Origin of the sequence: Nocardia sputorum, assembly GCF_027924405.1 — a bacterium.
Classification (GTDB): Bacteria; Actinomycetota; Actinomycetes; order Mycobacteriales; family Mycobacteriaceae; genus Nocardia; species Nocardia sputorum.
Genome location: NZ_AP026978.1, coordinates 177,988 through 203,087, shown reverse-complemented (window position 1 = coordinate 203,087; position 25,100 = coordinate 177,988). Strand labels below are relative to the sequence as shown.

The 25,100-nt window shown below is 69.2% G+C and carries 26 protein-coding genes; 17 read left to right on the top strand and 9 right to left on the bottom strand.

All coding sequences use genetic code 11. The features are described 5' to 3' along the window. Window positions 1-6: 6 nt before the first annotated feature. The 4 genes from QMG86_RS01005 to QMG86_RS00990 all read left to right on the top strand — a co-directional run bounded on the left by QMG86_RS01005 (window position 7) and on the right by QMG86_RS00990 (window position 3,543). A complete protein-coding gene (locus QMG86_RS01005) occupies window positions 7-882 on the top strand; it encodes a CoA transferase subunit A (RefSeq protein ID WP_281877110.1) in 876 nt (291 codons plus the stop codon). Further along, a complete protein-coding gene (locus QMG86_RS01000) occupies window positions 882-1,640 on the top strand; it encodes a CoA-transferase subunit beta (RefSeq protein WP_281877109.1) in 759 nt (252 codons plus the stop codon). Before QMG86_RS01005 ends, QMG86_RS01000 begins: the two co-directional genes overlap by 1 nt. Further along, complete coding sequence (locus QMG86_RS00995; RefSeq protein WP_281877107.1) at window positions 1,637-2,731, top strand: NAD(P)H-dependent flavin oxidoreductase; 1,095 nt, start codon at window positions 1,637-1,639, stop codon at window positions 2,729-2,731. The genes QMG86_RS01000 and QMG86_RS00995 overlap by 4 nt, the downstream gene beginning before the upstream one ends. A 359-nt stretch (window positions 2,732-3,090) precedes the next feature. Continuing rightward, window positions 3,091-3,543: a YbhB/YbcL family Raf kinase inhibitor-like protein gene (locus QMG86_RS00990; RefSeq protein WP_281877106.1), complete on the top strand. Its 453-nt coding sequence runs from the start codon at window positions 3,091-3,093 to the stop codon at window positions 3,541-3,543. A gap of 32 nt (window positions 3,544-3,575) precedes the next feature. Here QMG86_RS00990 and QMG86_RS00985 read toward each other — a convergent pair whose 3' ends face one another. Beyond that, a complete protein-coding gene (locus tag QMG86_RS00985) occupies window positions 3,576-4,169 on the bottom strand; it encodes a TetR/AcrR family transcriptional regulator (protein ID WP_281877105.1) in 594 nt (197 codons plus the stop codon). Between the two features lie 72 nt (window positions 4,170-4,241). Between QMG86_RS00985 and QMG86_RS00980 the strand changes: the two genes are divergently transcribed. Then, complete coding sequence (locus tag QMG86_RS00980) at window positions 4,242-4,817, top strand: dihydrofolate reductase family protein (RefSeq protein ID WP_281877103.1); 576 nt, start codon at window positions 4,242-4,244, stop codon at window positions 4,815-4,817. A 256-nt stretch (window positions 4,818-5,073) separates the two neighbouring features. Further along, the gene (locus tag QMG86_RS00975; RefSeq protein WP_281877102.1) at window positions 5,074-6,627 is read left to right on the top strand and encodes an FAD-dependent monooxygenase; all 1,554 of its coding nucleotides are present in this window, start codon (window positions 5,074-5,076) and stop codon (window positions 6,625-6,627) included. Window positions 6,628-6,724: 97 nt separating this feature from the next. Here QMG86_RS00975 and QMG86_RS00970 read toward each other — a convergent pair whose 3' ends face one another. After that, window positions 6,725-7,420, bottom strand: coding sequence for an LmeA family phospholipid-binding protein (locus tag QMG86_RS00970; RefSeq protein WP_281877101.1), 696 nt, complete (start codon window positions 7,418-7,420; stop codon window positions 6,725-6,727). A gap of 85 nt (window positions 7,421-7,505) precedes the next feature. Further along, window positions 7,506-8,084, bottom strand: a complete 579-nt coding sequence (locus tag QMG86_RS00965; RefSeq protein ID WP_281877100.1) for a dihydrofolate reductase family protein — start codon at window positions 8,082-8,084, stop codon at window positions 7,506-7,508. Window positions 8,085-8,424: 340 nt separating this feature from the next. Between QMG86_RS00965 and QMG86_RS00960 the strand changes: the two genes are divergently transcribed. Beyond that, window positions 8,425-8,766: a hypothetical protein gene (locus QMG86_RS00960; protein ID WP_281877098.1), complete on the top strand. Its 342-nt coding sequence runs from the start codon at window positions 8,425-8,427 to the stop codon at window positions 8,764-8,766. A 68-nt stretch (window positions 8,767-8,834) separates the two neighbouring features. Here QMG86_RS00960 and QMG86_RS00955 read toward each other — a convergent pair whose 3' ends face one another. The 5 genes from QMG86_RS00955 to QMG86_RS00935 form a co-directional block, all read right to left on the bottom strand. After that, window positions 8,835-10,028 carry an acetyl-CoA C-acetyltransferase gene (locus QMG86_RS00955; RefSeq protein WP_434085607.1) on the bottom strand — a complete coding sequence of 398 codons (1,194 nt, stop codon included), beginning with the start codon at window positions 10,026-10,028 and terminating at the stop codon, window positions 8,835-8,837. A 10-nt stretch (window positions 10,029-10,038) separates the two neighbouring features. Next, window positions 10,039-10,596, bottom strand: coding sequence for a TetR/AcrR family transcriptional regulator (locus QMG86_RS00950; protein WP_159842296.1), 558 nt, complete (start codon window positions 10,594-10,596; stop codon window positions 10,039-10,041). 90 nt (window positions 10,597-10,686) lie between these two features. Then, the gene (locus tag QMG86_RS00945; protein ID WP_281877097.1) at window positions 10,687-11,460 is read right to left on the bottom strand and encodes a hypothetical protein; all 774 of its coding nucleotides are present in this window, start codon (window positions 11,458-11,460) and stop codon (window positions 10,687-10,689) included. 199 nt (window positions 11,461-11,659) lie between these two features. Then, the gene (locus QMG86_RS00940; protein ID WP_281877096.1) at window positions 11,660-12,457 is read right to left on the bottom strand and encodes an SDR family oxidoreductase; all 798 of its coding nucleotides are present in this window, start codon (window positions 12,455-12,457) and stop codon (window positions 11,660-11,662) included. Further along, window positions 12,454-13,584, bottom strand: a complete 1,131-nt coding sequence (locus QMG86_RS00935; protein WP_281880711.1) for an acyl-CoA dehydrogenase family protein — start codon at window positions 13,582-13,584, stop codon at window positions 12,454-12,456. Before QMG86_RS00935 ends, QMG86_RS00940 begins: the two co-directional genes overlap by 4 nt. A 162-nt stretch (window positions 13,585-13,746) precedes the next feature. Here QMG86_RS00935 and QMG86_RS00930 point away from each other — a divergent pair, with 162 nt between their 5' ends. The 6 genes from QMG86_RS00930 to QMG86_RS00905 all read left to right on the top strand — a co-directional run bounded on the left by QMG86_RS00930 (window position 13,747) and on the right by QMG86_RS00905 (window position 21,249). Further along, entirely contained in the window at window positions 13,747-15,300 is a 1,554-nt protein-coding gene (locus QMG86_RS00930; RefSeq protein WP_281877095.1) for a FadD3 family acyl-CoA ligase, read from the top strand. Further along, window positions 15,300-16,205 carry an enoyl-CoA hydratase gene (locus QMG86_RS00925; RefSeq protein WP_281877094.1) on the top strand — a complete coding sequence of 302 codons (906 nt, stop codon included), beginning with the start codon at window positions 15,300-15,302 and terminating at the stop codon, window positions 16,203-16,205. The genes QMG86_RS00930 and QMG86_RS00925 overlap by 1 nt, the downstream gene beginning before the upstream one ends. Then, window positions 16,205-17,347 (top strand): acyl-CoA dehydrogenase family protein, encoded by a 1,143-nt coding sequence (locus QMG86_RS00920; protein ID WP_281877093.1) that lies wholly within the window; start codon window positions 16,205-16,207, stop codon window positions 17,345-17,347. Before QMG86_RS00925 ends, QMG86_RS00920 begins: the two co-directional genes overlap by 1 nt. Next, the gene (locus QMG86_RS00915; protein ID WP_281877092.1) at window positions 17,344-18,375 is read left to right on the top strand and encodes an acyl-CoA dehydrogenase family protein; all 1,032 of its coding nucleotides are present in this window, start codon (window positions 17,344-17,346) and stop codon (window positions 18,373-18,375) included. Before QMG86_RS00920 ends, QMG86_RS00915 begins: the two co-directional genes overlap by 4 nt. A gap of 202 nt (window positions 18,376-18,577) precedes the next feature. Continuing rightward, on the top strand, window positions 18,578-19,633 hold the full coding sequence (locus tag QMG86_RS00910) for an acyl-CoA dehydrogenase family protein (RefSeq protein ID WP_281877091.1): 1,056 nt from the start codon (window positions 18,578-18,580) through the stop codon (window positions 19,631-19,633). A gap of 218 nt (window positions 19,634-19,851) precedes the next feature. Then, entirely contained in the window at window positions 19,852-21,249 is a 1,398-nt protein-coding gene (locus QMG86_RS00905) for an FAD-binding oxidoreductase (RefSeq protein WP_281877090.1), read from the top strand. A 1-nt stretch (window position 21,250) separates the two neighbouring features. On the opposite strand, the gene QMG86_RS00900 is transcribed toward QMG86_RS00905, so the two are convergent. Continuing rightward, on the bottom strand, window positions 21,251-21,832 hold the full coding sequence (locus tag QMG86_RS00900; protein WP_281877089.1) for a TetR/AcrR family transcriptional regulator: 582 nt from the start codon (window positions 21,830-21,832) through the stop codon (window positions 21,251-21,253). 77 nt (window positions 21,833-21,909) lie between these two features. Here QMG86_RS00900 and QMG86_RS00895 point away from each other — a divergent pair, with 77 nt between their 5' ends. The 4 genes from QMG86_RS00895 to QMG86_RS00880 all read left to right on the top strand — a co-directional run bounded on the left by QMG86_RS00895 (window position 21,910) and on the right by QMG86_RS00880 (window position 25,011). After that, window positions 21,910-22,407: a cupin domain-containing protein gene (locus QMG86_RS00895; RefSeq protein ID WP_281877088.1), complete on the top strand. Its 498-nt coding sequence runs from the start codon at window positions 21,910-21,912 to the stop codon at window positions 22,405-22,407. A gap of 114 nt (window positions 22,408-22,521) precedes the next feature. After that, complete coding sequence (locus QMG86_RS00890; protein WP_281877087.1) at window positions 22,522-22,992, top strand: MarR family winged helix-turn-helix transcriptional regulator; 471 nt, start codon at window positions 22,522-22,524, stop codon at window positions 22,990-22,992. Further along, window positions 22,992-24,230: an MFS transporter gene (locus QMG86_RS00885; RefSeq protein ID WP_281877085.1), complete on the top strand. Its 1,239-nt coding sequence runs from the start codon at window positions 22,992-22,994 to the stop codon at window positions 24,228-24,230. Before QMG86_RS00890 ends, QMG86_RS00885 begins: the two co-directional genes overlap by 1 nt. A gap of 28 nt (window positions 24,231-24,258) precedes the next feature. Further along, a complete protein-coding gene (locus QMG86_RS00880) occupies window positions 24,259-25,011 on the top strand; it encodes a DUF427 domain-containing protein (RefSeq protein ID WP_281877084.1) in 753 nt (250 codons plus the stop codon). Window positions 25,012-25,100: the final 89 nt, after the last annotated feature.

Genomic DNA, 25,100 nt, shown 5'->3' with positions numbered 1-25,100 from the left:
ACTTCCATGCGAGACAAGCGGATGTCGCTCGACGAGGTCGTCGGCGAGCTGCGCAGCGGGATGACGATCGGCATCGGCGGCTGGGGGTCGCGGCGCAAGCCGATGGCGCTGGTGCGAGCCATCCTCCGTTCGGACATCACGGATCTGACCGTGGTCAGCTATGGCGGGCCGGATCTCGGGCTGCTGTGCTCGGCGGGCAAGGTGCGCAAGGCGTACTACGGCTTCGTGTCGCTGGATTCGGCGCCGTTCTACGACCCGTGGTTCGCCGAGGCGCGCACCTCCGGCACGCTGGCCGCCCGCGAGATGGACGAGGGCATGCTCAAGTGCGGCCTGGAGGCGGCGGCGGCGCGACTGCCGTTCCTGCCGATTCGCGCCGGGCTCGGCTCCGATGTGCCGAACTTCTGGGAGGGCGAGCTGAAGACGGTCGAATCGCCCTATCCCGTCGACGGCACGCCCGAGACCCTGATCGCCATGCCCGCGCTGAATCTGGACGCGGCGCTGGTGCACCTGAACCTCGGCGACCAGCACGGCAACGCGGCCTACACCGGCGTCGATCCGTACTTCGACGATCTGTTCTGCCTGGCGGCGCAGCGCCGCTACGTCTCGGTCGAGCGCGTGGTGGAGACCGACGAGCTGGTGAAAACCGTTCCCCTGCAATCGCTGTTGCTCAACCGCATGATGGTGGACGGCGTGGTCGAGGCCCCGGGCGGCGCGCACTTCACCCTGGCCGCCGACGACTACGGCCGGGACGAGAAGTTCCAGAAGCACTACGTCGAATCCGCGAAGACGCCGGAGGCGTGGCAGCTGTTCGTCGACACCTATCTGACCGGCTCGGAGGAGCAGTACCAGGCCGCCGTCCGCCGATTCGCCGAGGAGGCGTGATGACCAGCATCGAAACCGTCACCCGCGCCGAGATCTGCGCCGTCGCCTGCGCGGAGATCTTCAGCGGCGCCGGGGAAATCATGGCCAGCCCCATGGCACCGATGTCGATCATCGGAGCGCGCCTGGCCAAACTCACCACCGAACCCGATCTGCTGCTGTCCGACGGTGAGGCGTTGCTGTTCGCCGAGACTCCCCCGCTGGGTGGCAAAGCGCCCATCGAAGGCTGGATTCCGTTCCGGAGAGTCTTCGACGTCGTGGCGTCCGGACGGCGGCACGTGGTGATGGGGGCCAACCAGATCGACCGGTTCGGCAATCAGAACCTTTCGGCGTTCGGATCGTTGCAGCGGCCCACCCGCCAGATGTTCGGTGTGCGTGGCGCGCCGGGCAACACGATCAACCACGCCACCAGCTACTGGGTCGCGCGGCACACGAAGCGTGTGTTCACCGACCGGGTCGACATCGTCTCCGGCGTGGGATACGACAAGGTCGACTCGGCCAACCCGGCCTACCGCTTCCACCACCTGCATCGCGTGGTGACCAACTTGGGCGTCTTCGATTTCGACGGCCCCGGCCACACCATGCGCGCCCGCAGCCTCCATCCCGGCGTCACCGCCGACGAGGTCGCCGCGAACACCTCGTTCGGGATCGCAGGTCTCGCCGAGGCGGGCGAGACGCGGCAGCCCACCGCCGAGGAGCTGCGGCTGATCCGGGAGGTACTCGACCCCAAGAGGATTCGCGAAACCGAGGTACCGTCATGAGCCCGCGCCTGCGCACCGCGCTGACCGATCTGGTCGGCATCGAACACCCGATCGTGCAGACCGGTATGGGCTGGGTCGCCGGCCCGAGCCTGGTCTCGGCCACCGCCGAGGCGGGCGGACTCGGCATCCTGGCCTCCGCCACCATGACGTTCGCCGAGCTCGAGGCGGCCATCGCGAAGACCAAATCGCACACCGCGAAACCCTTCGGCGTGAACATTCGCGCCGATGCGGCGGACGCCCCCGAGCGGATCGATCTGCTGATCCGGGAGAAGGTGGCGGTCGCGTCGTTCGCGCTCGCCCCCAAGCAGGACCTGATCGCGAAGTTGAAGGACGCGGGCGTGGTGGTGATCCCGTCGATCGGCGCTGCCAAGCACGCGGTCAAAGTGGCGTCCTGGGGCGCCGACGCGGTGATCGTGCAGGGCGGCGAGGGCGGCGGGCACACCGGCCCGGTGGCCACCACCCTGCTGCTGCCCTCCGTGCTGGACGCGGTGGACATTCCCGTGGTCGCGGCAGGCGGATTCTTCGACGGGCGCGGCCTGGCCGCCGCCCTGGCCTACGGCGCGGCGGGCGTCGCCATGGGCACCCGGTTCCTGCTCACCCAGGAGAGCACCGTTCCGGACGCCGTCAAGCAGGAGTACCTGCGGCGACAGCTCCAGGACACGGTGGTGTCGCTCAAGGTCGACGGCATGCCGCATCGCGTGCTGAACACCGAACTGGTGCAGCGGCTGGAACATTCGGGCCGCTGGCGCGGGCTCACCGCCGCGGTGGGCAACGCGGCTCGGTTCAAGAGCATGACGGGCATGAAGTGGTCCACCATGATCCGTGACGGCCTGGCCATGCGAAAGACCAAGGACCTCACCTGGTCCCAGGTGGTGATGGCCGCGAACACGCCGATGCTGCTGCGCGCCGGATTGGTCGAGGGCAACACCGAGGCGGGCGTGCTCGCCGCGGGGCAGGTCACCGGGATCATCGATGATCTGCCCACGTGCGCGGAGTTGATCGATCGGATCGTCACGGACGCGGTGGGGCGGATCGAGACGATCGCAAAGCTCACCGCGGACAAGCAGTCGGCCGCTACCGGGTCGGACTGAACGCCGGACGCGGTCACACCGGACGGCGGCTGCGAGGGCGGCCGCCGTCCTTCCACATCGCAGCAGTGGACCCGCGCGGGCGGCAGACGTGCTGTGGTCACCGATCACGCGCCCATCCCGGCTGCGAAACGACAGCCGCCGGCGTGCAGGCGATCCTGAGCCGCATCGGAACCGCCGATAACCGTGCGTTCGCCTCCAAATCTGGTCGATCGGCAGCAGTCGCCTTACGCTGGTCTGATAACGACATATCGAGTTCGCCCGGTATTCGCCCTTCGCAGTGCGCCGGGCTCGTCCACACGGACCGGCACAGGCGAATCGCTGGACTCGACCACTATCCCTCGACCCGAGCGGAGGCCGCGATGACCGAGATCTCCGTGCGTAGTAGCGCTTTCAACCATGGCGACCCGATTCCGGCGGTCTACACCTGCCACGGCAGGAACGTTCCGCCGCCCCTGACATGGACCGCCCCCGAGCAAGCCACCGCCCTCGCCCTGATCGTGGACGACCCAGACGCTCCCAGCGGCCTGTTCACCCACTGGGTTGTCAGCAATATCCCGCCGACCACCACGTCCACCGAGGAGGGGCAGACGCCCCCGGGCGGGGTGGTGAGCCTGAACAGCGCCGACAAAGCCGAATACTTCGGCCCGTGCCCACCCGCGGGCACGGGTGTCCACCACTACCGATTCATCCTGTACGCGCTCTCCCGCCCGGTACCGGTGGACTCGCGAACCGCACCGAACGACGCGAGAACCGCGATCGTCGACGCGAGCCTCGGCGACGGCCAGCTCATCGGCACCTACACCGTCGACTAGCGACAGCGCTCAGAGGCAGCCGGCCGCCCGCGTCAAGAGTTGGCGACCCGGGTGGTGGCGGGTATCGCGCGCTCCACGATCGTCCGCACCAGTTCGGCGGCGCGCTGCTCGTCGAAAATGCCCGGCAGGGTGAGTCGTTCGAGGATGAGCCAGTTCAGGGCGAGATAGAGCAGCACCACGGCGTCCTCGTCACCGGGCAGCTCGGACTCCCGATAGTTGGCGATATTGAAGTCCAGATCCGCGCGTACTCGCTCGGTGAGCAGTGCCTGCAGTTCGGGACGCCGGGTGGCCTCCAGTCGCAGTTCGAGGATCGCGAGATAGCCGGTGCGGAAATGAGAGACCCGCTCGACCACCTCGGTCATGAGTTCGGTCATGCTCTCGCGGGTTTGCGGCCCGCGCGATTTCGCCATGGCGTCGTCGCTGGGGATCAGTCGCTCGTAATAGCGGTGCCCGACCTGGACGAGCAGTGCATCCCGGTTGGGGAAGTAGTTCGAGGCGGTTCCGGCGGGCACTCCCGCCTCCTGATCGACCGCCCGGAAAGTCAGGCCGCGAGCCCCGTCGCGGGCCAGGACCTCGATCGATGCATCCAGCAGAGCCTGACGGCGTTCCGGATTCGTGCGCACCACTTGACACCACTCCATTCGTAGTACTACGGTTCAAATCACTTCATTCAGAGTACTACACTTGAGGCGGTCAAGATGCGAAAGCTTGTCTACTACGCTGCGGTCTCCCTCGACGGCTACATCGCAGGTCCGCAGGGGGAATACGACTTCTATCCGATCAGTGCGGACATGATGGCGTGGATCAATCCGCGCTATCCGGAGACGGTGCCGACGCAGATCCGCGAGTCCGTCGGCATGGCCCTCGACACGCCCAACAAGACCTTGGACACCGTGCTCATGGGCCGCGGCGCCTACGAGCCGGGCCTCGCGCAGGGTGCCACCAGCCCGTACAACCACTTGAAGCAGTACGTCTTCTCCAGCACCCTCGCACCGGTGGACAATCCGCAGGTGGAGATCGTCGACACCGATCCGGTGCAGCTGGTCCGGCGACTGAAGAAGGAAGCGGGCCTGGATATCTGGCTCTGCGGCGGCGGCAATCTGGCCGGTCAGCTGCTCGGCGAGGTCGACGAGCTGATCATCAAAAGCTATCCCGTGATCGCGGGCGACGGCATCGGGCTCTTCACCGGCAATTTCCAGCCGACGCAATTCAAGGTCACCCAGCGCGAATTCTTCAGCAGCGGCGCGCAGATCACTTGGTTCGATCGCGCCTGATCCGGCGCAAACCCGCCGGCGTTCCGGCACTTCACGAGTTTTCGAAAGGCGGTACCGATATGCGAAAGCAACGCAGCACCTTCCCGAGCCAGAGCAACCAGCGCTTCGTGACTCGCCCCGTGCCTCCGCGCACGGTCCCCAACTCCAAGGGCGGGTGGTCCCGGCACGGCAGGTACGGGGCGCGGTAGCGCCCTTCGGTGACCTGGGGTTCCGTCAATCGTTCGCCACGGCCGGGATCGGCCGGAATGGAGTAGCAATGCGTACCGACGTGATCATCGTGGGCGCGGGCCCCACCGGCCTGATGCTGGCCGCCGAGCTGCGCTTGGCCGGAGTGCGGCCGCTGGTGTTGGAGCGGCAGCCGCAGCCGCGCGACACCCCGAAGGCCGGTGGAATCGGCGGGCAGATTCTGGAGCTGTTGCGCTACCGAGGTTTGCTCGATCGGTTCGCAGCGGCCTGCACCGATCCGATTCCGGCTCCGCGGTTCCCGTTCGGCGGTGTGCATGTGGACCTCACCCAGCTGGTCGAATCCCCGATGCACGCCCTGCCGCTGCCGCAACAGCGGCTCGAGCGACTGCTCGGCGAGCGCGCCGGCGAACTCGGCGTCGATATCCGTCGCGGACACCAGGTGCTGGATGTGCGGCAGGACGCCGACGCGGTCACCGCGGAGGTCGACGGGCCGGACGGGCTATACCGGGTGACCGCCCGCTATCTGGTGGGCTGCGACGGTGCGCGCAGCCGGGTTCGTGACCTGGCCGGGATTCCGTTTCCCGGCACGGTGTATCCGGAGGTGAATCGGCTGGCCCAGATCACCGTGCCCGATTCGGTGACCCGGCTCGACAACGGCGACCTGGATGTTCCCGGGTTCGGAGCCATCCGCGCGGGTTTCACGCGCACGGACCGCGGTCTGTTCGGGATGGGTGTTTCGCCCGCGTCGGACGTGCTGTCCGTCTACACGATCGAGGACGAGACCGTCGAATACGACGACGACGCGCCGATGACCGTGACCGAACTGCGGGATAGCATCCGGCGCGTGCTGGGCGCGGATCTTCCTGTGACGGAGACATTTCGGCTGTCGCGCTTCACCTTCAAGGCCCGCCACGCCGAACGCTATCGCGCCGGCCGGGTCCTCCTCGCCGGTGATGCGGCCCATCTGTTTCCCGCCACGGGCGTGGCCCTCAACGCCGGTCTGCTCGATGCGGTCAACCTGGCCTGGAAGCTGGCCGCCGACGTCCACGGGTGGGCGCCCGGCGGCCTGCTGGACACCTACCACGACGAACGTCACCTCGCCGGGGCGCGCACCATGCTGCACACCCGGGCACAGGTCGCGCTGCGGCGCGGGCACGACCCGGCCGCCGAAGCACTGCGAGAGGTCTTCCAGGAACTTCTCACCGACGAACAGCCTCTGCGGCGCATGGGAGCCCTCATTGCCGGTGCCGATATCCGCTATCAGCTACCCAACCCGAATGGTCACCCCTTGACGGGAACCTTCGTGTCCGACCTCACCCTGCACACCGACGCCGGGACCACCGCCGTCGCCGAACTCATGCACGCCGCGCGACCCATCCTGCTCGACCTCGCCGACCGCGCGGATCTGCGCGCTACCGCCCGAGACTGGCAGCACCGCATCGACATCCGCACCGGCGAAGCCGAGAACCGTCCGGCCGACGCCATCCTCATCCGCCCGGATGGCCACATCGCCTGGGCCGCGACCATCGACGAACCCGCAGACACCGCCGAGGAGGGCCTGCGAGCGGCGTTGTCGTCCTGGTTCGGCGCACCCGCGGCGACGACGATCCCGGTCGGCGATTGACCTTGCTACCGGCCGCCTGCCGGGGCTTCACATCCTGAAAACCCCGGCAAGCACAGCTCCAGAATGGTCCGGGCCGGTGTCGTCCGGCGGCCGCGGCTCACGGCAGATCGGAGAAACGCACGTCGTGGGCCACGGCGGTCACTTGGAGGCCATCGGCGCTCGGCCGGATCGCCGTCAGTTGCGCACCGAGCGGCAGCCGCTGTAACGGCACCACGAAGGTGAGGCTTCGGCGCAGCATCGCCAGGGGAATCCTCGGTCCGCCGGCCGCGGGCTGGACCGAAACCGGCGTGACTCGAATGCCCTCGCCGGTGGGCTCGACGGCGACGACGACCGTCGCGGGTACCGGGATTCCATCCACCAGGAATGTCCCGGTGACGCGCAGCCCGTCCTCGGCGTTGGAGATCGACTCCACGCCCGACGGCGCGAAATCCCGCACGGTGTCGTAGGGAACCACGGCCGTCGCCGTCGCGGTGGCCGCGATCAGGTTCGACGTCCGGTTGTGGAGTACGTCGGTCAGCGGCGCCGATACGTCGGTCATCGTGATGTCGAGGTTGTGGACGGTGATGTTCTGCCCGCTCCAGTCGCCGATCCGGATACCGATGTCGTGATAGTTGCCCTCGGCGGCCTGGGTGAGGAACGGGAAACCGCCGATGTCGACGCTCGGTTGGTGCGGGAGGTCGTAGTCGGCGGCGATCTTGCGACCGATCTCGTTCTGCGCCAGCACGACCGCGATCCGGTCGCCGACGATCAGCGCGATCACCAGCACGACGATCAGTATCAGCAATGTGCGCATGCGTTCACCCGCTCGGCCATCCCACCATCATGCTGTGGATCGTGCCCGGCCGCGGGTTCGCGGCCACGTCGAACCGCAGTCGGACTCAGACATGCAGGGTGGGCCGGTAGACGAGTTCTTGGATGTTGCCGTCGAGCGTCCGGCTCTCGATCAGCTCGAGGTCGAAGTCGGCCGCCCCTCGAAAGATCGGATCAGCACCGGTCCGACCGGTGATCACCGGGAACAGCGTCACCTGGACGCGGTCGACCAAGCCCGCGGCCATCAGCGCCCGGTTCATCGACAGACTCCCGTGCGACCGCAGCGGCACCTCGGACTCCTGCTTCAGCCGGGCGACGACGTCGACGGCGTCACCGCTCACGACGGTGGCGTCCGGCCAGTCGAGCGGACCGTCCAGGGTGGTCGACACCACCGTCGCAGGCAGGTTCCTCATCCGGGTGACCCATGCGTCACGCACCGACTCCTCGGTACCCGAGGCCAGCAGCTGTGCGAACGCTCGATACGTGTTCGCTCCGAGAACCATCCGCTGCTCCGGGGTGTACGAGGCGAGGCGGTGAGCGAGCAGTTCGGGGCCTTGTTTGCCCCAGTAGCCGCCCCAGTCACCGCCGCTGACGCTGCCGTAGCCGTCGAGACTGGAGAAGACGTCGAAGGTGTATGTGGCGGTCATGATGCTCTCCTCGGGTGCGGTTGACCGGGTCTGTGGGTACAGACGGGAAACCACAGGCGAACTCATCGCCGATCGGCTCCCGAGTCCGGCCGCCCGGACGCGGCCCATGCCTCGGCCACCGCTGAGCGTGATCGGCATCGAGGTTCCCGACCACGCGCCGAACCGCGGTGCTGACCCGCATTCCCGGCGAACCATCCGGACCTTCCGGGAAGTCGTCACAGCGGGATGTCGGCCTCGTCACGAGGGTGTCCGCGTGCGGCGAGCCCGGCGACGAGCGTCCTTCCCGGTGCTAACTTCGCGCTGCTCCACCGACGAAACCGATCATCAGGGAGGTTTGGTAGTGGGAAAGACCACCGTTCGGGCTGTCGTGACGGCGGCGGCGGTCGCCGCGGGCGCGTTGACCGTGGGACTCGTAGCGCAGCCAACCACGAGCGAGACGATCGGCGGCGGGCCGGTCACTTATCTGGCACAGGACGAAGAGCAGGGGCAACCCTCCGACACGAGCGACACCGACGACGGCGAAGAAAAGGGGAAGGGCAAAGGGAAAGGCAAGGGTAAGGGGAAAGGGAAGGGAAAAGGCCAGGCTAGCGAGGGCAAGCCGACCGGGGATTCCGCGAGCGGGAGCGTTGCCGAGGACGGGTCGTCCCAGGGGCAATCCGATCACGAGGTGCAATCCGACTGAGCCCGACCGGCGCCCATCGTGCGCGGCCGAGCGGCACGTCGAATTCGCCGACGTGCCGCTCGTCGCGGTCAGCGGGGCAGCCGCTCGATGATGGTGGCGTTGGCGGTGCCGCCGCCCTCGCAGATGGTGAGCAGGCCGTAGCGGCCCTCGATCCGCTCGAGTTCGTTGAGCAGCGTCGCGAAGAGCTTCGCGCCGGTCGCTCCGAGCGGGTGGCCGAGTGCGATGGCGCCGCCGTTGACGTTGACCTTCTCCGGGTCCGCGCCGGTCTCCTTCAGCCAGGACAGCACCACCGGCGCGAACGCCTCGTTGATCTCGACGACGTCGATGTCGTCGATGGTGAGACCGCTCTTCTCCAGCGCCCACTTGGTCGCCGGAATCGGCGCGGTGAGCATGAAGATCGGGTCCGCGCCGCGCGCGCTGACGTGGTGGATGCGCGCTCGCGGCGTCAAGCCGTACTCCCGCACCGCCCACTCGGAAGCGAGCAGGGTGGCACTGGCTCCGTCGGAGATCTGGCTGGCCACCGCGGCGGTCAGCGGGCTGCCCTCCGCCAGGGGCGGCAGCGACGCCATCTTCTCCAGGCTGGTCTCGCGCGGCCCCTGGTCGATCCAGAAGTCGCCGACCGGCACGATCTCGTTGTCGAAACGGCCGTTCTTGATCGCGTCGCGGGCCCGCTCGTGGCTGCGCAGCGCCCAGCGCTCCATCTCTTCCCTGCTGATGCCCCACTTCTCGGCGATCAGCTGGGCGGCGCGGAACTGTGTCACCTCACCGGTGCCGTAGCGGTGGTCCCAGCCCTGCGCCCCGACGAACGGTGAGTCGAAGCCGTACTCCTTGCCCGCGAGCATGGCCGCGGAGATCGGGATCGCGCTCATGTTCTGCACGCCGCCCGCGACGATGACCTCGGCGGTGCCGCTCATGATGGCTTGGGCGCCGAAATTGATGGCCTGCTGGCTGGATCCGCACTGCCGGTCCACCGTGACGCCGGGAACCTCTTCGGGATATCCGGCGGTCAGCCACATGGTGCGGCCGATGTTGCCCGCTTGCGGGCCGATGTTGTCGACACAGCCGACGATCACATCGTCCACATTCCCCGGATCGACGGGATTGCGGTCCAGGAGGCCGCGCAGCGCGGCCGCGCCGAGATCGGCCGGGTGCACGCCCGCCAGTGCGCCGCCGCGCTTGCCGACCGGGGTGCGTACCGCATCGATCACGTAGGCGTCCCGCAGCGGGGCATACGGACGACGGGACGCGGAAGGTGCTGACATGTAAGGACTCCTACGTGGTGCGCTCGCCGGCGGTGAGCCCGTCGAGCACGATGGTCAGGTACTGCTTTGCGAGGTTCTCGACGGTGATCGGGCCTCCGGGCCGGTACCAGCGCACCGCGACCCATACCGTGTCACGCAGGAACCGGTAGGCCAGTTCGACGTCGAGTTCCGCCCGGAAGCTGCCGTCCTGGACGCCGTTGGTCAGCACCCGGTGCCACAGCTCACGGAATTCGCGGTTGTAGTCGGCGATGTAGGCGAACCGCTCCGAGTCGCGCAGTCGCTTCGCCTCGGCCTGGTAGATCGCCACCGCGGCGTGCCAGCGGTCGAACGACTCGTAGGACGCGAGCACCAAGGCTTCCAAGGTGTCTCGCGAACTCAGGCCGGAGGCGACGATCTCCCGGTAGCGGCCGAATAGTTCGTCCAGGAATCCGCGCAGGATCTCGTCGACCATCGACTCCTTGGAATCGAAGTGGTGATAGAGGCTCCCGGAGAGGATCCCGGCCGCGTCGGCGATGTCACGCACGGTGGTGGCGCGCAGTCCTCGCTCGGCGAACAATTCGGCCGCCATGGCGAGCAACTCGCTGCGCCGTGCTGATTTCGAAGCGTCTGGTGCGGGCACACGGCCATCATACAACCAAGCATTTGCTTGGTCGAGACCTCACCGGGCCGAGTAGCGCAGCGGCGACGACACGGAGAGATCCACCAGCAGGCGATCGCAGATGATCACGGGCGAGACACCCGCTCGCGCCATCCGCGCGACGAGCGCGAGACGTCGTTCGCAGCTGTCCCATTCCACGGTGAGCTGGCCGCGGTCCGGCCCGGCGTCCACCGTGGCCATCACCCGCGGCGGGCCGCCCCGCACCGGTTCCTCGCTCAACTTCAGCACCATGCCGCGCTGCCAGGCGTGGTAGGTGTCCATGTCCGCCCCGATCACCAGCTTGTCGGTGGCCGCGCACAGTCCCTGCGCGATCTCGTCCGCGAAGGTCACCTGGTCGAAGCGGAATTTCCGGCATTTCGCGACCACCGCGAGCAGGTCGGCGCGCACCTCGCACAGCAGTGCCGTCTGGCGCTGTCTGCGCCGTTCCTGCTCGGTCTCCCCGCTGTCCGCGCCCAGGCCGACGCGGCGGGCGCGCTCGCGATCACGCGCCAGATCGGCACGCAGCGCGCCGCGCGGATCGCGGGCGACTTCCTCCTCGTCGACGGCGTGCTGCTCCAGGATGCGAACGGCGGCCGTGGCGACCGCGCTCTCGGAGGTGTGCTGGATGAGTTCGGCGCCGAGGGTGAGCGCGGAGAGGACGAGGCTGTCCATCCGTCGCCTGGCGAGCACGACTTCGCGCACCACGTCGAGTTCCAATTGTTCGCGGGCAGGTGGGCGATCCAGGCCCATAGCCATCGCCCCCTTGAAGAGCGCGGATCCGATCTCCTTCAGCATGGCACACCGCAGGGCGCTCCGGCTCGCCCTTTTCTACCTGATCAGCCGCCCATTTCCCGGGGCCCGCCCGATGAAAGAAGGCGATCGCAATACGGCGCGAGGGGTCTCGCCCGGAGCGGCGGGCGGGTGGCTGCTCGATGGTCGCCCGGTGTGCTCGTCCGCTCGGCACAGCGCGGACGAGCCCGGGAAACGCGGTGGCTCAGGCGCGTTGGCTGCTGATGGAGACCACCTCGCCGGTCAGGTAGGTGGTGTAATCGCTGGCCAGCATGGCGATCGTCGCGGCGACCTCCCATGGCTCGGCCGCGCGGCCGAACGCCTCGCGCTCCGAGAGGCGGTCGAGCAGTTCGGTGGAGCTGACCTTGTCCAGGAACGCGTGCCGGGCGATGCTCGGGGCCACCGCGTTGATCCGGACGCCCAATTCGGCCGCCTCGACCGCGCTGCACCTGGTCAACGCCATGACGCCCGCCTTCGCCGCGGCGTAGTGCGCTTGGCCGTACTGCGCGCGCCAGCCGAGCACGCTGGCGTTGTTCACGACCACGCCGCCATGGCCCGCGTCGCGGAAGTAGCCGAGGACGGCGCGCGTGCAGCGGAACGTGCCGTTGAGCGTGATGTCGAGAACGCGATCCCACTGCTCGTCGGTCATGTCGACCACGGGCGTCTCCCCGCCCAGCCCGGCGTTGTTGACCATGATGTCGATCCGGCCCAGGGCCTCCGCGGCGCCGCGCACCAGCGCGTTCACCTGCTCTGTGCTCTGCACGTCGCACGCGATCGAGGCGACCCGGCGGTCCGGGAACTCCGCGGCCAGCTCGGTCGCGGTCTCCGCCAGGCGACGCTCGTGCCAGTCGGAGACCACCACGTCCGCGCCCTCGGCCAGCAGCCTGCGCGCGGTCGCGGAGCCGATGCCGGTGCCCGCGGCCGCGGTGATCACGGCCGATCGTCCGGTCAGCAGGCCGTGCCCGGAGACGGGCGCGGGGGCGACCGACAGCGGGCCGGTCACGGGCGGGCCTCGCGCGGTAGGCCGAGCACCCGCTCGGCGATGATGTTGCGCTGCACTTCGTTCGAACCTCCGTAGATGGTGTCGGCGCGGGTGAACAGATACAGCCGCTGCCATTCGTCGAGATCGTCCTCGCCCGCCACCAGGCCGCGGGCGCCGAGTACGGCCATCGCCAGCTCGCCGAGCCCGCGATGCCAATTGGCCCAGAGCAGTTTCGCCACCGAAGCCTGGCCCGCGCCGTCGTCTACGCCCGCGCCCTCCATCGTGCGCATGGCGTGCGCGCGCAGTACGCGCAGCCCGACCCAGGCGCGGTCGATCCGCTCGGCGATCAGCGGGTCGTCGGACGCGCCGGTGCGCCGCGCCAATGCCTCGATGTCGGCCAGTTCCCTGGCGAAGCGGATCTGCTGGCCCAAGGTGGAGATGCCGCGCTCGAAGGTGAGCGTGCCCATGGCGATGCGCCATCCGTCACCCGGCTCGCCGACCACCAGGTCGGCCGCGGTGCGGGCGTTGTCGAAGAAGACCTCGTTGAACTCCGAGGTCCCGGTCAGCTGGATGATCGGGCGCACGTCGACGCCCGGCTGCTTCATCGGGACCAGCAGGTAGGACAGGCCCTTGTGCCGCACCGACCCGCGCTCGGTGCGGGCGACGACGAAGCACCAGTCCGCGACGTGCGCCAGCGAGGTCCAGATCTTCTGCCCGGTGATCGACCACTCGTCGCCGTCCAGCTGCGCGGCGGTGGTGATGGCGGCCAGGTCCGAGCCCGCGCCGGGTTCCGAATAGCCCTGGCACCACAGTTCGGTGACAGTGCGGATACCGGGCAGGAACCGGTTCTTCTGGGCCTCCGTACCGAAGGCGAGCAGCGTCGGGCCGAGCAGTTCCTCGCCGACGTGCGACACCCGCGCGGGGGCGTTCGCCTTGGCGTACTCCTCGTGGAAGATCACCTGCTGACGGACCGTGGCTTCGCGGCCGCCGTACTCCTTCGGCCAGCCCAGGCAGGTCCAACCGGCCGCGGCCAGGTGCCGGTCCCAGGCGATGCGTTCGTCGAACGCCTCGTGTTCGCGGCCGGGACCGCCGAGGCCGCGCAGCTCGCGGAATTCGCCGTTGAGGTTCTCCTCCAGCCACTCGCGCACGTCGGCGGCGAATCGCTCGTCCGGCGCGGCGGAAAACCGCCCGTCCGGAGCGGCGGTGTCGGATTCTGAGGTCTGGATCGCACCCACGCCGGTAGGATAACCTACCAAGCACTTGCTTTGTAGAGCGTGCGCATAAGTCGCTCGCGGACGGTAAGGACAACCGTGACAACCCCTGCTCAGACGACACCGATGGCACTGCACCACGCCGCCCGGACCTTCGGCGACGCACCGGCGATCGCCGACGGCGAGGTCCGGCTGGACTGGACCCAGCTGCTCGAGGCGGTCCAGGAAGTGGCGCGGGCGTTGATCGCGCGCGGCGTGCGAGTGGGCGACCGCGTGGCCATGTGGGCGCCCAATACGCACCACTGGGTGATCGCCGCGCTGGCCGCCCATTACGCCGGCGCGGCGCTGGTGCCGTTGAACACCCGCTACGTGGCCGACGAGGCCGCCGACGTGCTCGGGCGGGTGGACGCGAAGGCGCTGTTCATCGCGGGTCCTTTCCTCGGCCGCGAGCGGCTCGCCGAACTCCGCGCGTCCGCTCCGGACCTGGCCATCGACACGGTGGTGGTGATCCCGGTCGAACCGGGCACCGAGAACACCGACATCGCCGCGCTGGACTGGTCGGAACTCGCGACCGTCGCCGCGCCGGTCACCGTGGCCGAAGCCGAGGAACGCGCCGCGTCGATCCGTCCGGACGACATCTCCGACATCCTGTTCACCTCCGGCACCACCGGCCGCAGCAAAGGCACCCTGGTCGCCCATCGGCAGGCGCTGTCCGTCGTGCGGGCCTGGGCCGAGTGCGCCACGTTGCGCGGGGACGATCGGTACCTGGTGGTGAACCCGTTCTTCCACAACTTCGGCTACAAGGCGGGCATCCTCGCCTGCCTGGTCACCGGAGCCACGATCATTCCGCAGGCCACCTTCGACGTACCGGAGACGATGCGGCTGATCGGTGCGGAGCAGGTCACGGTGCTGCCCGGCCCGCCGACGATCTACCAGACGATCCTGGATTTCCCGCGACGCTCCGAGTTCGACCTGAGCTCGCTGCGGGTGGCCGTCACCGGTGCGGCGACGGTGCCGGTGGTGCTGATCGAGCGGATGCGCTCGGAACTGGCCTTCGACGTCGTGATCACCGCCTACGGCCTGTCCGAGAGCGCGGGCTTCGGCACCATGTGCCGCGTCGACGACGACGCCGAGACCATCGCCAACACCTGTGGCAGGCCGATCGCGGACTTCGAACTGCGGCTCGGCGACGCGGGCGAGGTCCTGCTGCGCGGGCCGAACGTGATGCTCGGTTACCTGGACGACCCGGACAGCACCGCGCAGACGATCGACGCCGACGGCTGGCTGCACACCGGTGACATCGGCACGGTCGACGAGCGCGGGTACCTCAAGGTCACCGACCGGCTCAAGGACATGTACATCTCCGGCGGCTTCAACGTCTACCCCGCCGAAGTGGAACAGGCACTGGCCCGGCTGGACGGCGTGGCCGAGTCGGCGGTGATCGGCGTCCCGGACACCAGGATGGGCGAGGTGGGCAAGGCGTACGTGGTGCGCAAACCCGACGCCGCGCTCACCGAGGACCAGGTGCGCGCGCACGCCGCCACCGTGCTGGCCAATTTCAAGGTGCCGCGGTTCGTCGAATTCCGCGACCAGCTGCCCTACAGCGCCGCCGGGAAAGTGCTCAAGCGTCAACTACGTGAGGAGAAGTCGTAATGTCGGAACCGGCAACCCCGGACCAGGGTCCGGCGATCCCGGACGAGGGTGAGGTCGTCACCTACGAGCGGCGTGGTCGCGTCGCGATCGTCACGCTGAACCGGCCGGATTACCGCAACGCGCAGAACTCGGTGATGACCTACGCCCTCGACGCCGCCTTCGAGCGCGCCGTGGAGGATCCGGAGGTCGGGGTGATCGTGCTGGCCGGCAACGGGAAACACTTCAGCGCCGGGCACGACATCGGCACGCCCGGTCGCGATCACCACGTGCGGTACCCGAACAAGGCCGCGCTGTGGTGGGACCACGTGGACCGGGCGGGCGGCGATCAGCGCTTCGCCCGCGAGCTCGAGGTCTACCTCGGCATGTGCAGGCGCTGGCGGGAGATTCCCAAGCCGACCATCGCGATGGTGCAGGGCGCCTGCATCGCCGGCGGGCTCATGCTGGCCTGGGTGTGCGATCTGATCATCGCCTCCGACGACGCGTTCTTCTCCGATCCCGTGGTGCGCATGGGCATCCCGGGCGTCGAGTACTTCGCCCACCCGTGGGTGATGGGTCCGCGCGCGGCGAAGGAGTTCCTGTTCACCGGCGACCGGTTCGGCGCGGCGCAGGCCAAGGAGTGGGGCATGGTCAACCGGGTGGTCCCCCGCGCCGACTTGGAGGCCGAGACCTTGGCGCTGGCCGAGAAGATCGCCGCCATGCCGCAATTCGGCCTCGCGCTGACCAAGAAGGCGGTCAACCAGGCCGAGGACCTGATGGGCATGCGGTCGGGCATGGACTCGGTGTTCGGCCTGCACCACTTCGCCCACGCGCACAACGCCGAGGTCGGCGCCGACTCGCTGGGCGGCATGAACGCCAAGTCGATGAAGGCCTCCGCGAGCACCGCAGAACAGAACGGAACAACCTAGTGGATCTGGATCTCGACCAGGCGACCCAGGAATTCCAGCGGGAGGTCCGCGAATTCCTGGCCGCGAACAAACCCGCGAAGCCGCTGCCCTCCATGGACACCAAAGCGGGATTCGAGGCGCACCGCGCATGGGAGCGCACCCTCGCCGACGCCCGGCTCTCGGTGGTGGCCTGGCCGGAGGAATTCGGCGGGCGCAACGCCTCGCTGCTGGAGTGGGTGCTGTTCGAGCAGGAGTACTACGCGGCGGGCGCGCCGGGGCGGGTCAGCCAGAACGGCATCTTCCTGCTGGCGCCGACGCTTTTCGAACACGGCACGCCGGAACAGCTGGAGCGGATCATGCCGCGGATGGCGCGCGGCGACGACATCTGGGCGCAGGCGTGGTCGGAGCCCGAAGCGGGCAGCGACTTGGCCGGTATCCGCTCGACCGCCCGGCGCACCAGCGGAGGCTGGCTGCTGAGCGGCCAGAAGACGTGGAGTTCGCGCGCCGCCTTCGCCGACTGGGCATTCGGGCTGTTCCGTAGCGACCCCGAGGCCGAGCGGCACAAGGGCCTCACCTACGTCATGTTCCCGCTGACCGCCGACGGGGTCTCGGTGCGCCCGATCCCGCAGCTGGACGGCGAACCCGGCTTCGCGGAGATCTTCCTCGACGACGTGTTCGTGCCCGACCGCGACGTGATCGGCGCGCCCGGCGAGGGCTGGCGCGTGGCGATGAGCACCTCCAGCAACGAACGCGGCCTCTCCCTGCGCAGCCCCGGCCGGTTCAGCGCCACCGCGCAGCGGCTGATCGACCTGTGGCGCGAGACCGGCGGCGAGGACAACACCGCGCAGCGCGACGCGGTGGTGGACGCCTGGATCGGCAGCGAGGCCTACCGGCTGCACACGTTCGGCACGGTGACCCGGCTCAACGAAGGCGGCAAGCTGGGCGCGGAATCATCGATCACCAAGGTGTTCTGGTCCGAGCTCGACATCGCGATGCACGAGACCGCGCTCGAGGTGCTCGGTGCGGCGGCGGAGCGTTCGGGGCCGTGGACCGACGGATACCTGTTCGCGCTGTCCGGCCCGATCTACGCGGGCACCAACGAGATCCAGCGCAACATCATCGCCGAGCGGCTGCTCGGACTACCGAGAGGAAGCAGCCGATGAGATTCGCGCTCAGCCCCGAACAACTCGATTTCGGCGTCAGCCTGCGCAAACTGCTGGAGGCGGGCCGCGCGCCCGCCGCCGTGCGCGCGTGGGCGTCCGGCGACAGCGGTCCCGGTCGCGCGCTGATCCGGCAACTGGCCGAGGCCGGTGTGCTGGGTCTGGCCGTCGCGGAGGAGCACGGCGGCATCGGCGCCGAACCGATCGACCTGGTCGTGGCGTTCCAGGAGATCGGCCGGGCGGCCGTGCCCGGCCCGCTGGTGGAAACCGCCGCGGCGATTCCGGCACTGCTCCAAGCGCTTCCGGACCAGGAACCGGCCGCGCGCTGGCTGCCGGGCTTCGTGGAGGGCGCGGCGCTGGGCACCGTCGCGTTCGCGTCAGACGGGCCCGGCGGTGTCGCGCTGGACGCCGACACCGCCGAGGTGGTCCTGCTGGCCGGGGAGCATCAACTGTCCACCGGGCATCGCACCGGTCTGGTGCGCTCGGTCGATCCCGCCCGCCGCCTGTTCACCGTCGCCGCGGCCGAGACCGTCGCGGAGGGCGACGGGGCTCGCGTGGCAGCGGCCGCCGGTTTCGACACCGGCGCGCTGGCCTGCGCGGCCCAGCTGCTCGGCGCGGGCAAAGCCCTGCTGCACGCGTCCACCGAGTACGCCAAGCAGCGCAAGCAGTTCGGCAAGCCGATCGGCGAGTTCCAGGCCGTGAAGCAGAAGCTCGCCGACGTGCTCATCGCGCTGGATCTGGCCGAGCCGCTGCTCTTCCGGGCCGCGCTGACGATGACCGAAACCACCCGCGGCCGCGACGTCTCGGCCGCCGTGATCGCCTGCGGCGACGCCGCCTACCGCGCCGCCCGCGCGGCGCTGCAGGTGCACGGCGCGATCGGCTACACCGCCGAGTACGACCTGTCACTGTGGTTGACCAAGGTGACCGCGTTGCGTTCGGCATGGGGCACACCGGATCTGCACCGCGCCCGGATCGCACGGGCGCTGCGGGCGGACACCGACTCCGATCGCGCCACGCGGGGCCTCGCATGAGCGGTCAGGCCCGGAGGAGGCAGCGCAGCGTCACCACGCAGGGCCCCGCACATGCGCACAACAAACCCAGCATGAGCGGTCAGGCCCGGAGGAGGCAGCGCAGCGTCACCCCGCAGGGCCCCGCTCATGCGAAAAACAAACCCAGCATGAGCGGTCAGGCCCGGAGGAGGCAGCGCAGCGTCACCACCACGAAAGGACACCGATGAGCACCGCCGAACACCAAGAGTTCCTCGCCTCGGTGCGGGCGCTGCTGACCAAGCACGCGGGGTCCGCGGCGGTGCGTGCCGCGATGGACACCGAACTCGGCTACGACCCGGCCCTGTGGCGGCTGCTGTGCGAGCAGATCGGCGTCGCCGCGCTCGCGATTCCCGAGGAGTACGGCGGCTTCGGCGCGAGTCTGGTCGAATCCCTGCTGGTGGTGGGCGAATTGGGCCGCACGCTCGCCGGGGTGCCGATGCTCGGTTCGGCCGTCTTGGGTGCGCAGGCCGTCCTGCTGTCGGGCGACACCGAAGCCTGCGGGCGGCTGCTGCCCGAGGTGGCGGAGGGCACGCGGACGATCGCGGTCTGCTGGGCGAGCGAGCGCGGCTGGGACGATCCGGGCGTATGCGAGACGGACGGCGCGCTGACCGGGACGGCGCATTACGTGCTCGACGGGATGTCGGCGGACACTCTCGTCGTCGTCACCGCTACCGGCCTGTTCGAGATCGAGCCCACCGCGGCGGGCGTCACCCGGCGGTCCGCGCCCACCATGGACCCCACGCGCAAGCTGGCCGAGGTCGCCTTCGCCGAGGCGCCCGCGCGACGGCTCGGCTCGGGCGATCCGGCGGCGACCGTCGCCCGGCTGCGGGAGATCGCCTGGGCCGCGCTGGCCGCCGAGCAGGTGGGAGCCGCCGACCGCTGCCTCGAGATGACGGTGGACTACGCCAAGTCCCGCGTGCAGTTCGGCCGGGTGATCGGCAGCTTCCAGGCGCTCAAGCACCGCATGGCCGACATGTACGTGCTGCTGGAATCGGCCCGCTCCGCGTCCGTCGCAGCCACCGCGGCGGTGGCGGCGCACAGCCCGTCGGCCGCCGAGGACGTCTGGGTCGCTCGGGTGCACTGCTCGGAGGCGCTCTCCGCCATCGCGGCCGAGACCGTCCAGTTGCATGGCGGCATCGCGATCACCTGGGAACACGACGCGCATCTGTTCTTCAAGCGCGCCCACGGCGACGCCCAGCTGTTCGGCGCCGCGCACCGTCCGGCGACGCAGCCCGCCTGAGTCCTGAGCGGCGGCGCGCCGGGCCTTCCGACGATGCGCCCTGTCTAGGAGGCTGTCGGGCCTGGACATGATCAACTAAGATGTGACAAGCGCCACACGCGCATGGTCGGGGGATGCGTTTTCGAGTGGCACCGCAAGGTCGGGATCGGTGCCGTAGCGAGTCGAGATGCCGACTCGCCGCCCAACAAGTCGTCGGGGCCACCATCCGGGAGGATGCCATGACGCAAACAGTGAATTCCGATCTCCAGGTTCTACGGTCCACCATGGACGGGCCGGTGTTCGGCCCCACGGACGCCGGGTACGACCGCGCCCGCGCCATCTGGAACGCCGACATCGACCGGCGGCCCGCCGTGATAGCCCAGTGCCTGTCGTCTCGTGACGTGGCCGCGGCGTTGGCCTTCGGCAGGGAGCGCGGGCTGGAGATATCCGTGCGCGGCGGCGGCCACTCCTACAGCGGGACCGCGGTGGGCGAGGGTGGCCTGATGATCAACCTCAGCGCGCTGACGGGCGTCGTGGTGGATCCGGGGACCGAGCGCGCCCGGGTCGGCGGCGGCGCGACGATGGCGGACATGGACGCCGCGACCCAGGCCCACGGTCTGGCGGTGACCGGCGGTGTGATCAGTGACACCGGCGTCGGCGGCCTCACCCTCGGCGGCGGCATGGGCTGGCTGACCCGCATGGCCGGGCTGGCTGTCGACAATCTCGTCTCGGCGCAGGTGGTGCTCGCCGACGGCCAGGTGGTGCGGGCCTGCGAGACCGAGCACGCGGACCTGTTCTGGGCGTTGCGCGGGGGCGGCGGAAACTTCGGTGTGGTCACCGAATTCGAGTACCGCCTGCATCACGTGGGGCCGGAAGTGCACCTCGGCCTGTTCTTCTGGGACATGCCGGACGGGACCGACGCCCTGCGCTTGATCCGGGAGTTCCTTCCCACCCTGCCGCGCCGATCGGGAGCGTTGATAGCGCTGGCGATGACCGCGCCGCCCGCGCCGTTCGTTCCGGAGCGGTACCACGGCCGAGCGGGCCACGCCTTGATCGTCGCCGGTTTCGGCACGGCCGAGGAACACGCCGCCGCGGTAGCGCCGATCCGGAACGCGCTCCCGCCGCTGTTCGAGTTCCTCAGCCCGATCCCGTACGCCGGATTGCAACGGATGCTCGACGCCGCGGCGCCCTGGGGCATGCGCGGCTACGAGAAGGGGCTCGATCTGGACGACTTCTCCAACGACGTCATCGCCGTGCTCACCGCGCACGCCGCGGCGAAGACCGCGCCGCTGTCGTTCATGCCGATCTTCCCGCTCAGCGGCGCGTTCACCACCGTCGGCGAGGACGACACGGCATTCGGCGGCGCGCGCACCCCGCATTACGGGTGCAACATCACCGCGATCACTCCCGACGCCGAGACGCTCGCCCGCGACCGGGAATGGGTGCGCACCACGTGGGAAGCGCTGCGCCCGATGGCTTCCAATCGCGGCGGGTACGTGAACTTCATGGCGGACCCGAATTACGACCGGGTCCGCGAATCCTACGGAAGCGCCAAATACGCGAAACTGGCCCACATCAAGGCCGACTACGATCCGGGCAACGTCTTCCACCGCAACGCCAACATAGCCCCGGGCTGACTCACGCGTCCGAGCGTCCGCCGGGACGCAGGCCGTCGAGAACGATCTCCACGAGCCGGCGCCAATCACCGCTGCCGCTGCCGATCGTCGCGGACACCGCGCCGACGATCATGTACACATCGGTCACCGTGCAGTCGTCGCGCACGGTCCCTGCGTCCCGGTCCCGCTCGACCAGTTCGCCGATCACCTTCTCGAGCCTGCTTCGGGATTCGCCCCGCGGCGCACTGCCCGCCGACTCCCGAGCCGCCTCGATCGCCGCCGACAGGCCCCGGTCGGCCGCCAGCACCGCGCCGACATGACGCAGGTAGCGGGCGAGCCCCTGCCCGGGCTCGGCCCGCAGGCATTCGGTGCGGGCGAACTCCTCGATCTCGGCGAAGCGCTGCTCGGCCGCGGCTTCGATGAGATCGGCATGGGTGGGGAAATGGCGGTAGACCGTGCCGATTCCGACGCCTGCGGCGCGGGCGATCTCGGGCAGCTGCACCGCGCCGCCGCGCTCGGCGAACAGCGTGCGGGCCACGGCCACGATGCGGGCGCGGTTGAGCGCGGCGTCCGCGCGCGGTTTGCGGGGCGTTGGCCTTGACACTGGCGATACCTCCGTGTTTACGCTTCAATCGGAACCGGATTCCGGTTCCGTTTAACTGCTTCGAAGGGTAGCACTTCATGTCCCACAATCGTTTCCACCTCCTGGACGCCGGCGAGGCACGCCCCGGCCGGGTGCCATTACCGCCCGCGTTCGCGGTGAAGGCGACCACCGCCGATACCGAGGGCAGGTTCTCCCTGCTGGAGGTGACGCTCGCGCGCGATATCCCGCGGCACACCCACCACGTGGCGGACGAATGCATCTACGTGCTCGAAGGCACGCTCGACGTCGAGTTCGACGACCGGACCCTCTCCGCGACGGAGGGCATGTTCGTCCTGCTGCCGCACGGCGTCCCGCACGCCCTGCGCTGCGGATCGCAACCGCCGCCACGGGTGCTGCAGATCTCATCGCCCGGCGGCTGGGAGTGCTACCTGGAGGATCTCTTCGAAGCCGGTGCGTCGGTGCTGACCGACGGAGCGCTGGACCCGGTGAAGTTCAATCCGATCGCGGCGGCGTACGACATCCGTTACGAGGAACCGGAACACGCAGCCGATTCAACCGGCGCGCAGCAGGATTGACCGCCGACGTCGACGGCCCCGCGGAACCGCCGTTGCGCGGGGCCGCCCGCGCGTTCCCCGCCTGTGGCCGACCTCACGACAAATAGATAGTTAGCCTATGTAATAATATTCCTCGTGCGGCAAGCCCAGGTGAACGTAGCGGATGACATCGTCGTCGACCTTCTCGTCACCGCGGGCAGGCTCACTCGGCTGGCCGGGGTGATCAGCGGCGACGACCTGCCGCGGGCCGTGTTGCGGGCACTGGCGGTGCTCGATGAACACGGCGCGCTGCGGGTCAGCGAATTCGCCAGGATCGACCGATGTTCACAGCCGGCGGCAACGGCGCTGATCGGCAAGCTGGTCGCGGAAGGCTTCGCGACCCGGCGCAAGGACCCGGAGGACTTCCGGGCCGTCCTCATCGAGCTCACCCCGGCCGGGCGGACCCGGCTGACCGAGTTCCGCCAAGCATTCGCCGCCGCGATCGGCGGACACCTGCCCGGTTTCGACGCCGAACGCCTGGCGCGACTCGACACCGAATTGCACGACCTGCTGGAGGCCCTGAAAACGGCTACGCGACAGCACGATCCGATCTCGAGGGAACACTGATGAGCGCTTTGGCTCCCACCCCCGCCCCGGTCGCGGACGACACCAAACAACCGAAAGCCGTCTGGGCGGTCGCCTTCGCCAGCGTGATCGCGTTCATGGGCATCGGCCTGGTCGATCCCATCCTGAAACCCATCGGCGAACAACTGCACGCCTCACCGTCCCAGGTGTCGCTGCTGTTCACCAGCTACATGCTGGTCACGGGCGTGGCCATGCTGGTCACCGGTGTGGTGTCCAGCCGCTTCGGCGCCAAGAAGACGCTGCTGGCCGGGCTGGCGATCATCATCGTGTTCGCGGCGCTGGCAGGCATGTCGGACACGGTGGCGCAGATCGTCGGATTCCGGGCGGGCTGGGGCCTGGGCAACGCGCTGTTCATCGCCACCGCCCTGGCCACCATCGTCGGCGCGGCCAGCGGCGGCGTAGCGCGCGCGATCATCCTCTACGAGGCCGCGCTCGGCATCGGCATCGCGACCGGACCGCTGGTCGGCGGCGTGCTCGGCGGAATCAGCTGGCGCGGGCCGTTCTTCGGCGTCTCGGCGCTGATGGCCGTCGCGCTGATCAGCATCGTCGTCCTACTGCCGGAGGGCCCCAAGCCGGCGCACCGCACCTCGATCGCCGCGCCGTTCCGCGCGTTGCGCCACCGGGGGCTGCTGATCGTGAGCCTCACCGCCCTGCTGTACAACTTCGGCTTCTTCACCCTGCTCGCCTACACCCCGTTCCCGCTGGATATGGGCACCTACGCGATCGGCTTCATCTTCTGCGGCTGGGGTGTGCTGCTGGCGATCGCGTCGGTGTTCCTGGCTCCCCGGTTGCAGCGCCGGTTCGGTTCGCTGCCGATGATGGGACTGTCGCTGGCGCTGTTCGCGGCGGACCTGGCGATGATGGCCGTCTTCGCCGAGCACAAGCCCGTGCTGATCGTCGGCACCGTGCTGGCGGGCCTGTTCCTCGGCGTGAACAACACGCTGATCACCGAGGCCGTGATGATCTCAGCGCCGGTGGAGCGGTCCACGGCGTCGGCCGCCTACAGCTTCGTCCGGTTCGCGGGTGGGGCCGCCGCTCCTTACCTCGCGGGCAAACTCGGCGAGCACAGCATCTCGTTGCCGTTCTGGGTCGGCGCGGCGTGCACCGCCGCCGCGGTCGTCGTCCTGCTGGCCGGGCGCGCCGCGCTGGCCCACCTCGACGACCACGATCCCGCACCGCACAGCGTCGAGGAAGCGCAGGCCATGACGGTCGGTGACTGACCGTGAGCGAGGAGTACGGTCGAGAGATATGACCGAAGCGAAGCGGGGCCGCGTCAGCGTCGAGACCAGCAAGAAGCGTGTGCGCGTGTACCTGGGCGGTCACTTGGTGGCCGACAGTGCGCGGCCCGTGCTGGTCTGGGAGAACCCGCACTACCCGACCTACTACCTGCCGGTCGCGGATCTGCGCGCCAAACTCGAACCGAGCGGGCAGACCCGGCACTCCGCGAGCCGTGGCGACGCGACCGTCTACGACGTCATGGTCGACGGCACGACGGCGGGCGGGGCGGCGCTGCGGTACCACGACTCGCCGCTCACCGAATTGCGCGACCTCGTCCGGCTGGAGTGGGGCGCGATGGACGAGTGGTTCGAGGAGGACGAGCCGATCTACGTCCATCCGCGCAACCCCTACTCGCGCGTCGACATCCTGGCCAGTTCGCGACATGTGCGAGTGGAGATCGACGGCGTCACCGTCGCCGATTCGCGCACGCCGCGCATCCTGTTCGAAACCGGTTTGCCGCCGCGGTATTACCTGCCGATGACAGACGTCCGCATGGATCTGCTGCACCCGTCGGCCACCCACACCAGCTGCCCGTACAAGGGCACCGCCGACTACTGGACGGTCCGCGTCGAGGGCAAGGAGTATCCCGACTACGTGTGGGGCTACCGCACGCCGCTTCCGGAGAGCCAGAAGGTCGCCGGGCTGGTCTGCTTCTACAACGAGAAGGTCGACATCTACGTGGACGACGAGCTCCAGGAACGGCCGCACTCGCCGTTCAGCTGAGTTCAGCGTCGGCCCGGTCGGCGGACGGCAGGAGCCTCGGTCCGCACAAGGCAGGCCGCACGTGCCACACGATCACCACGGTGGGGTCT

Bases quoted from the DNA above. Each gene is read 5' to 3' on its own strand.
- QMG86_RS01005 (WP_281877110.1), top strand. From the start codon at position 7: ATGCGAGACAAGCGGATGTCGCTCGACGAGGTCGTCGGCGAGCTGCGC.
- QMG86_RS01000 (WP_281877109.1), top strand. From the start codon at position 882: ATGACCAGCATCGAAACCGTCACCCGCGCCGAGATCTGCGCCGTCGCC.
- QMG86_RS00995 (WP_281877107.1), top strand. From the start codon at position 1,637: ATGAGCCCGCGCCTGCGCACCGCGCTGACCGATCTGGTCGGCATCGAA.
- QMG86_RS00990 (WP_281877106.1), top strand. From the start codon at position 3,091: ATGACCGAGATCTCCGTGCGTAGTAGCGCTTTCAACCATGGCGACCCG.
- QMG86_RS00980 (WP_281877103.1), top strand. From the start codon at position 4,242: ATGCGAAAGCTTGTCTACTACGCTGCGGTCTCCCTCGACGGCTACATC.
- QMG86_RS00975 (WP_281877102.1), top strand. From the start codon at position 5,074: ATGCGTACCGACGTGATCATCGTGGGCGCGGGCCCCACCGGCCTGATG.
- QMG86_RS00970 (WP_281877101.1), bottom strand. From the start codon at position 7,420: ATGCGCACATTGCTGATACTGATCGTCGTGCTGGTGATCGCGCTGATC.
- QMG86_RS00965 (WP_281877100.1), bottom strand. From the start codon at position 8,084: ATGACCGCCACATACACCTTCGACGTCTTCTCCAGTCTCGACGGCTAC.
- QMG86_RS00955 (WP_434085607.1), bottom strand. From the start codon at position 10,028: ATGTCAGCACCTTCCGCGTCCCGTCGTCCGTATGCCCCGCTGCGGGAC.
- QMG86_RS00950 (WP_159842296.1), bottom strand. From the start codon at position 10,596: ATGGCGGCCGAATTGTTCGCCGAGCGAGGACTGCGCGCCACCACCGTG.
- QMG86_RS00945 (WP_281877097.1), bottom strand. From the start codon at position 11,460: ATGCTGAAGGAGATCGGATCCGCGCTCTTCAAGGGGGCGATGGCTATG.
- QMG86_RS00925 (WP_281877094.1), top strand. From the start codon at position 15,300: ATGTCGGAACCGGCAACCCCGGACCAGGGTCCGGCGATCCCGGACGAG.
- QMG86_RS00915 (WP_281877092.1), top strand. From the start codon at position 17,344: ATGAGATTCGCGCTCAGCCCCGAACAACTCGATTTCGGCGTCAGCCTG.
- QMG86_RS00910 (WP_281877091.1), top strand. From the start codon at position 18,578: ATGAGCACCGCCGAACACCAAGAGTTCCTCGCCTCGGTGCGGGCGCTG.
- QMG86_RS00905 (WP_281877090.1), top strand. From the start codon at position 19,852: ATGACGCAAACAGTGAATTCCGATCTCCAGGTTCTACGGTCCACCATG.
- QMG86_RS00895 (WP_281877088.1), top strand. From the start codon at position 21,910: ATGTCCCACAATCGTTTCCACCTCCTGGACGCCGGCGAGGCACGCCCC.
- QMG86_RS00885 (WP_281877085.1), top strand. From the start codon at position 22,992: ATGAGCGCTTTGGCTCCCACCCCCGCCCCGGTCGCGGACGACACCAAA.
- QMG86_RS00880 (WP_281877084.1), top strand. From the start codon at position 24,259: ATGACCGAAGCGAAGCGGGGCCGCGTCAGCGTCGAGACCAGCAAGAAG.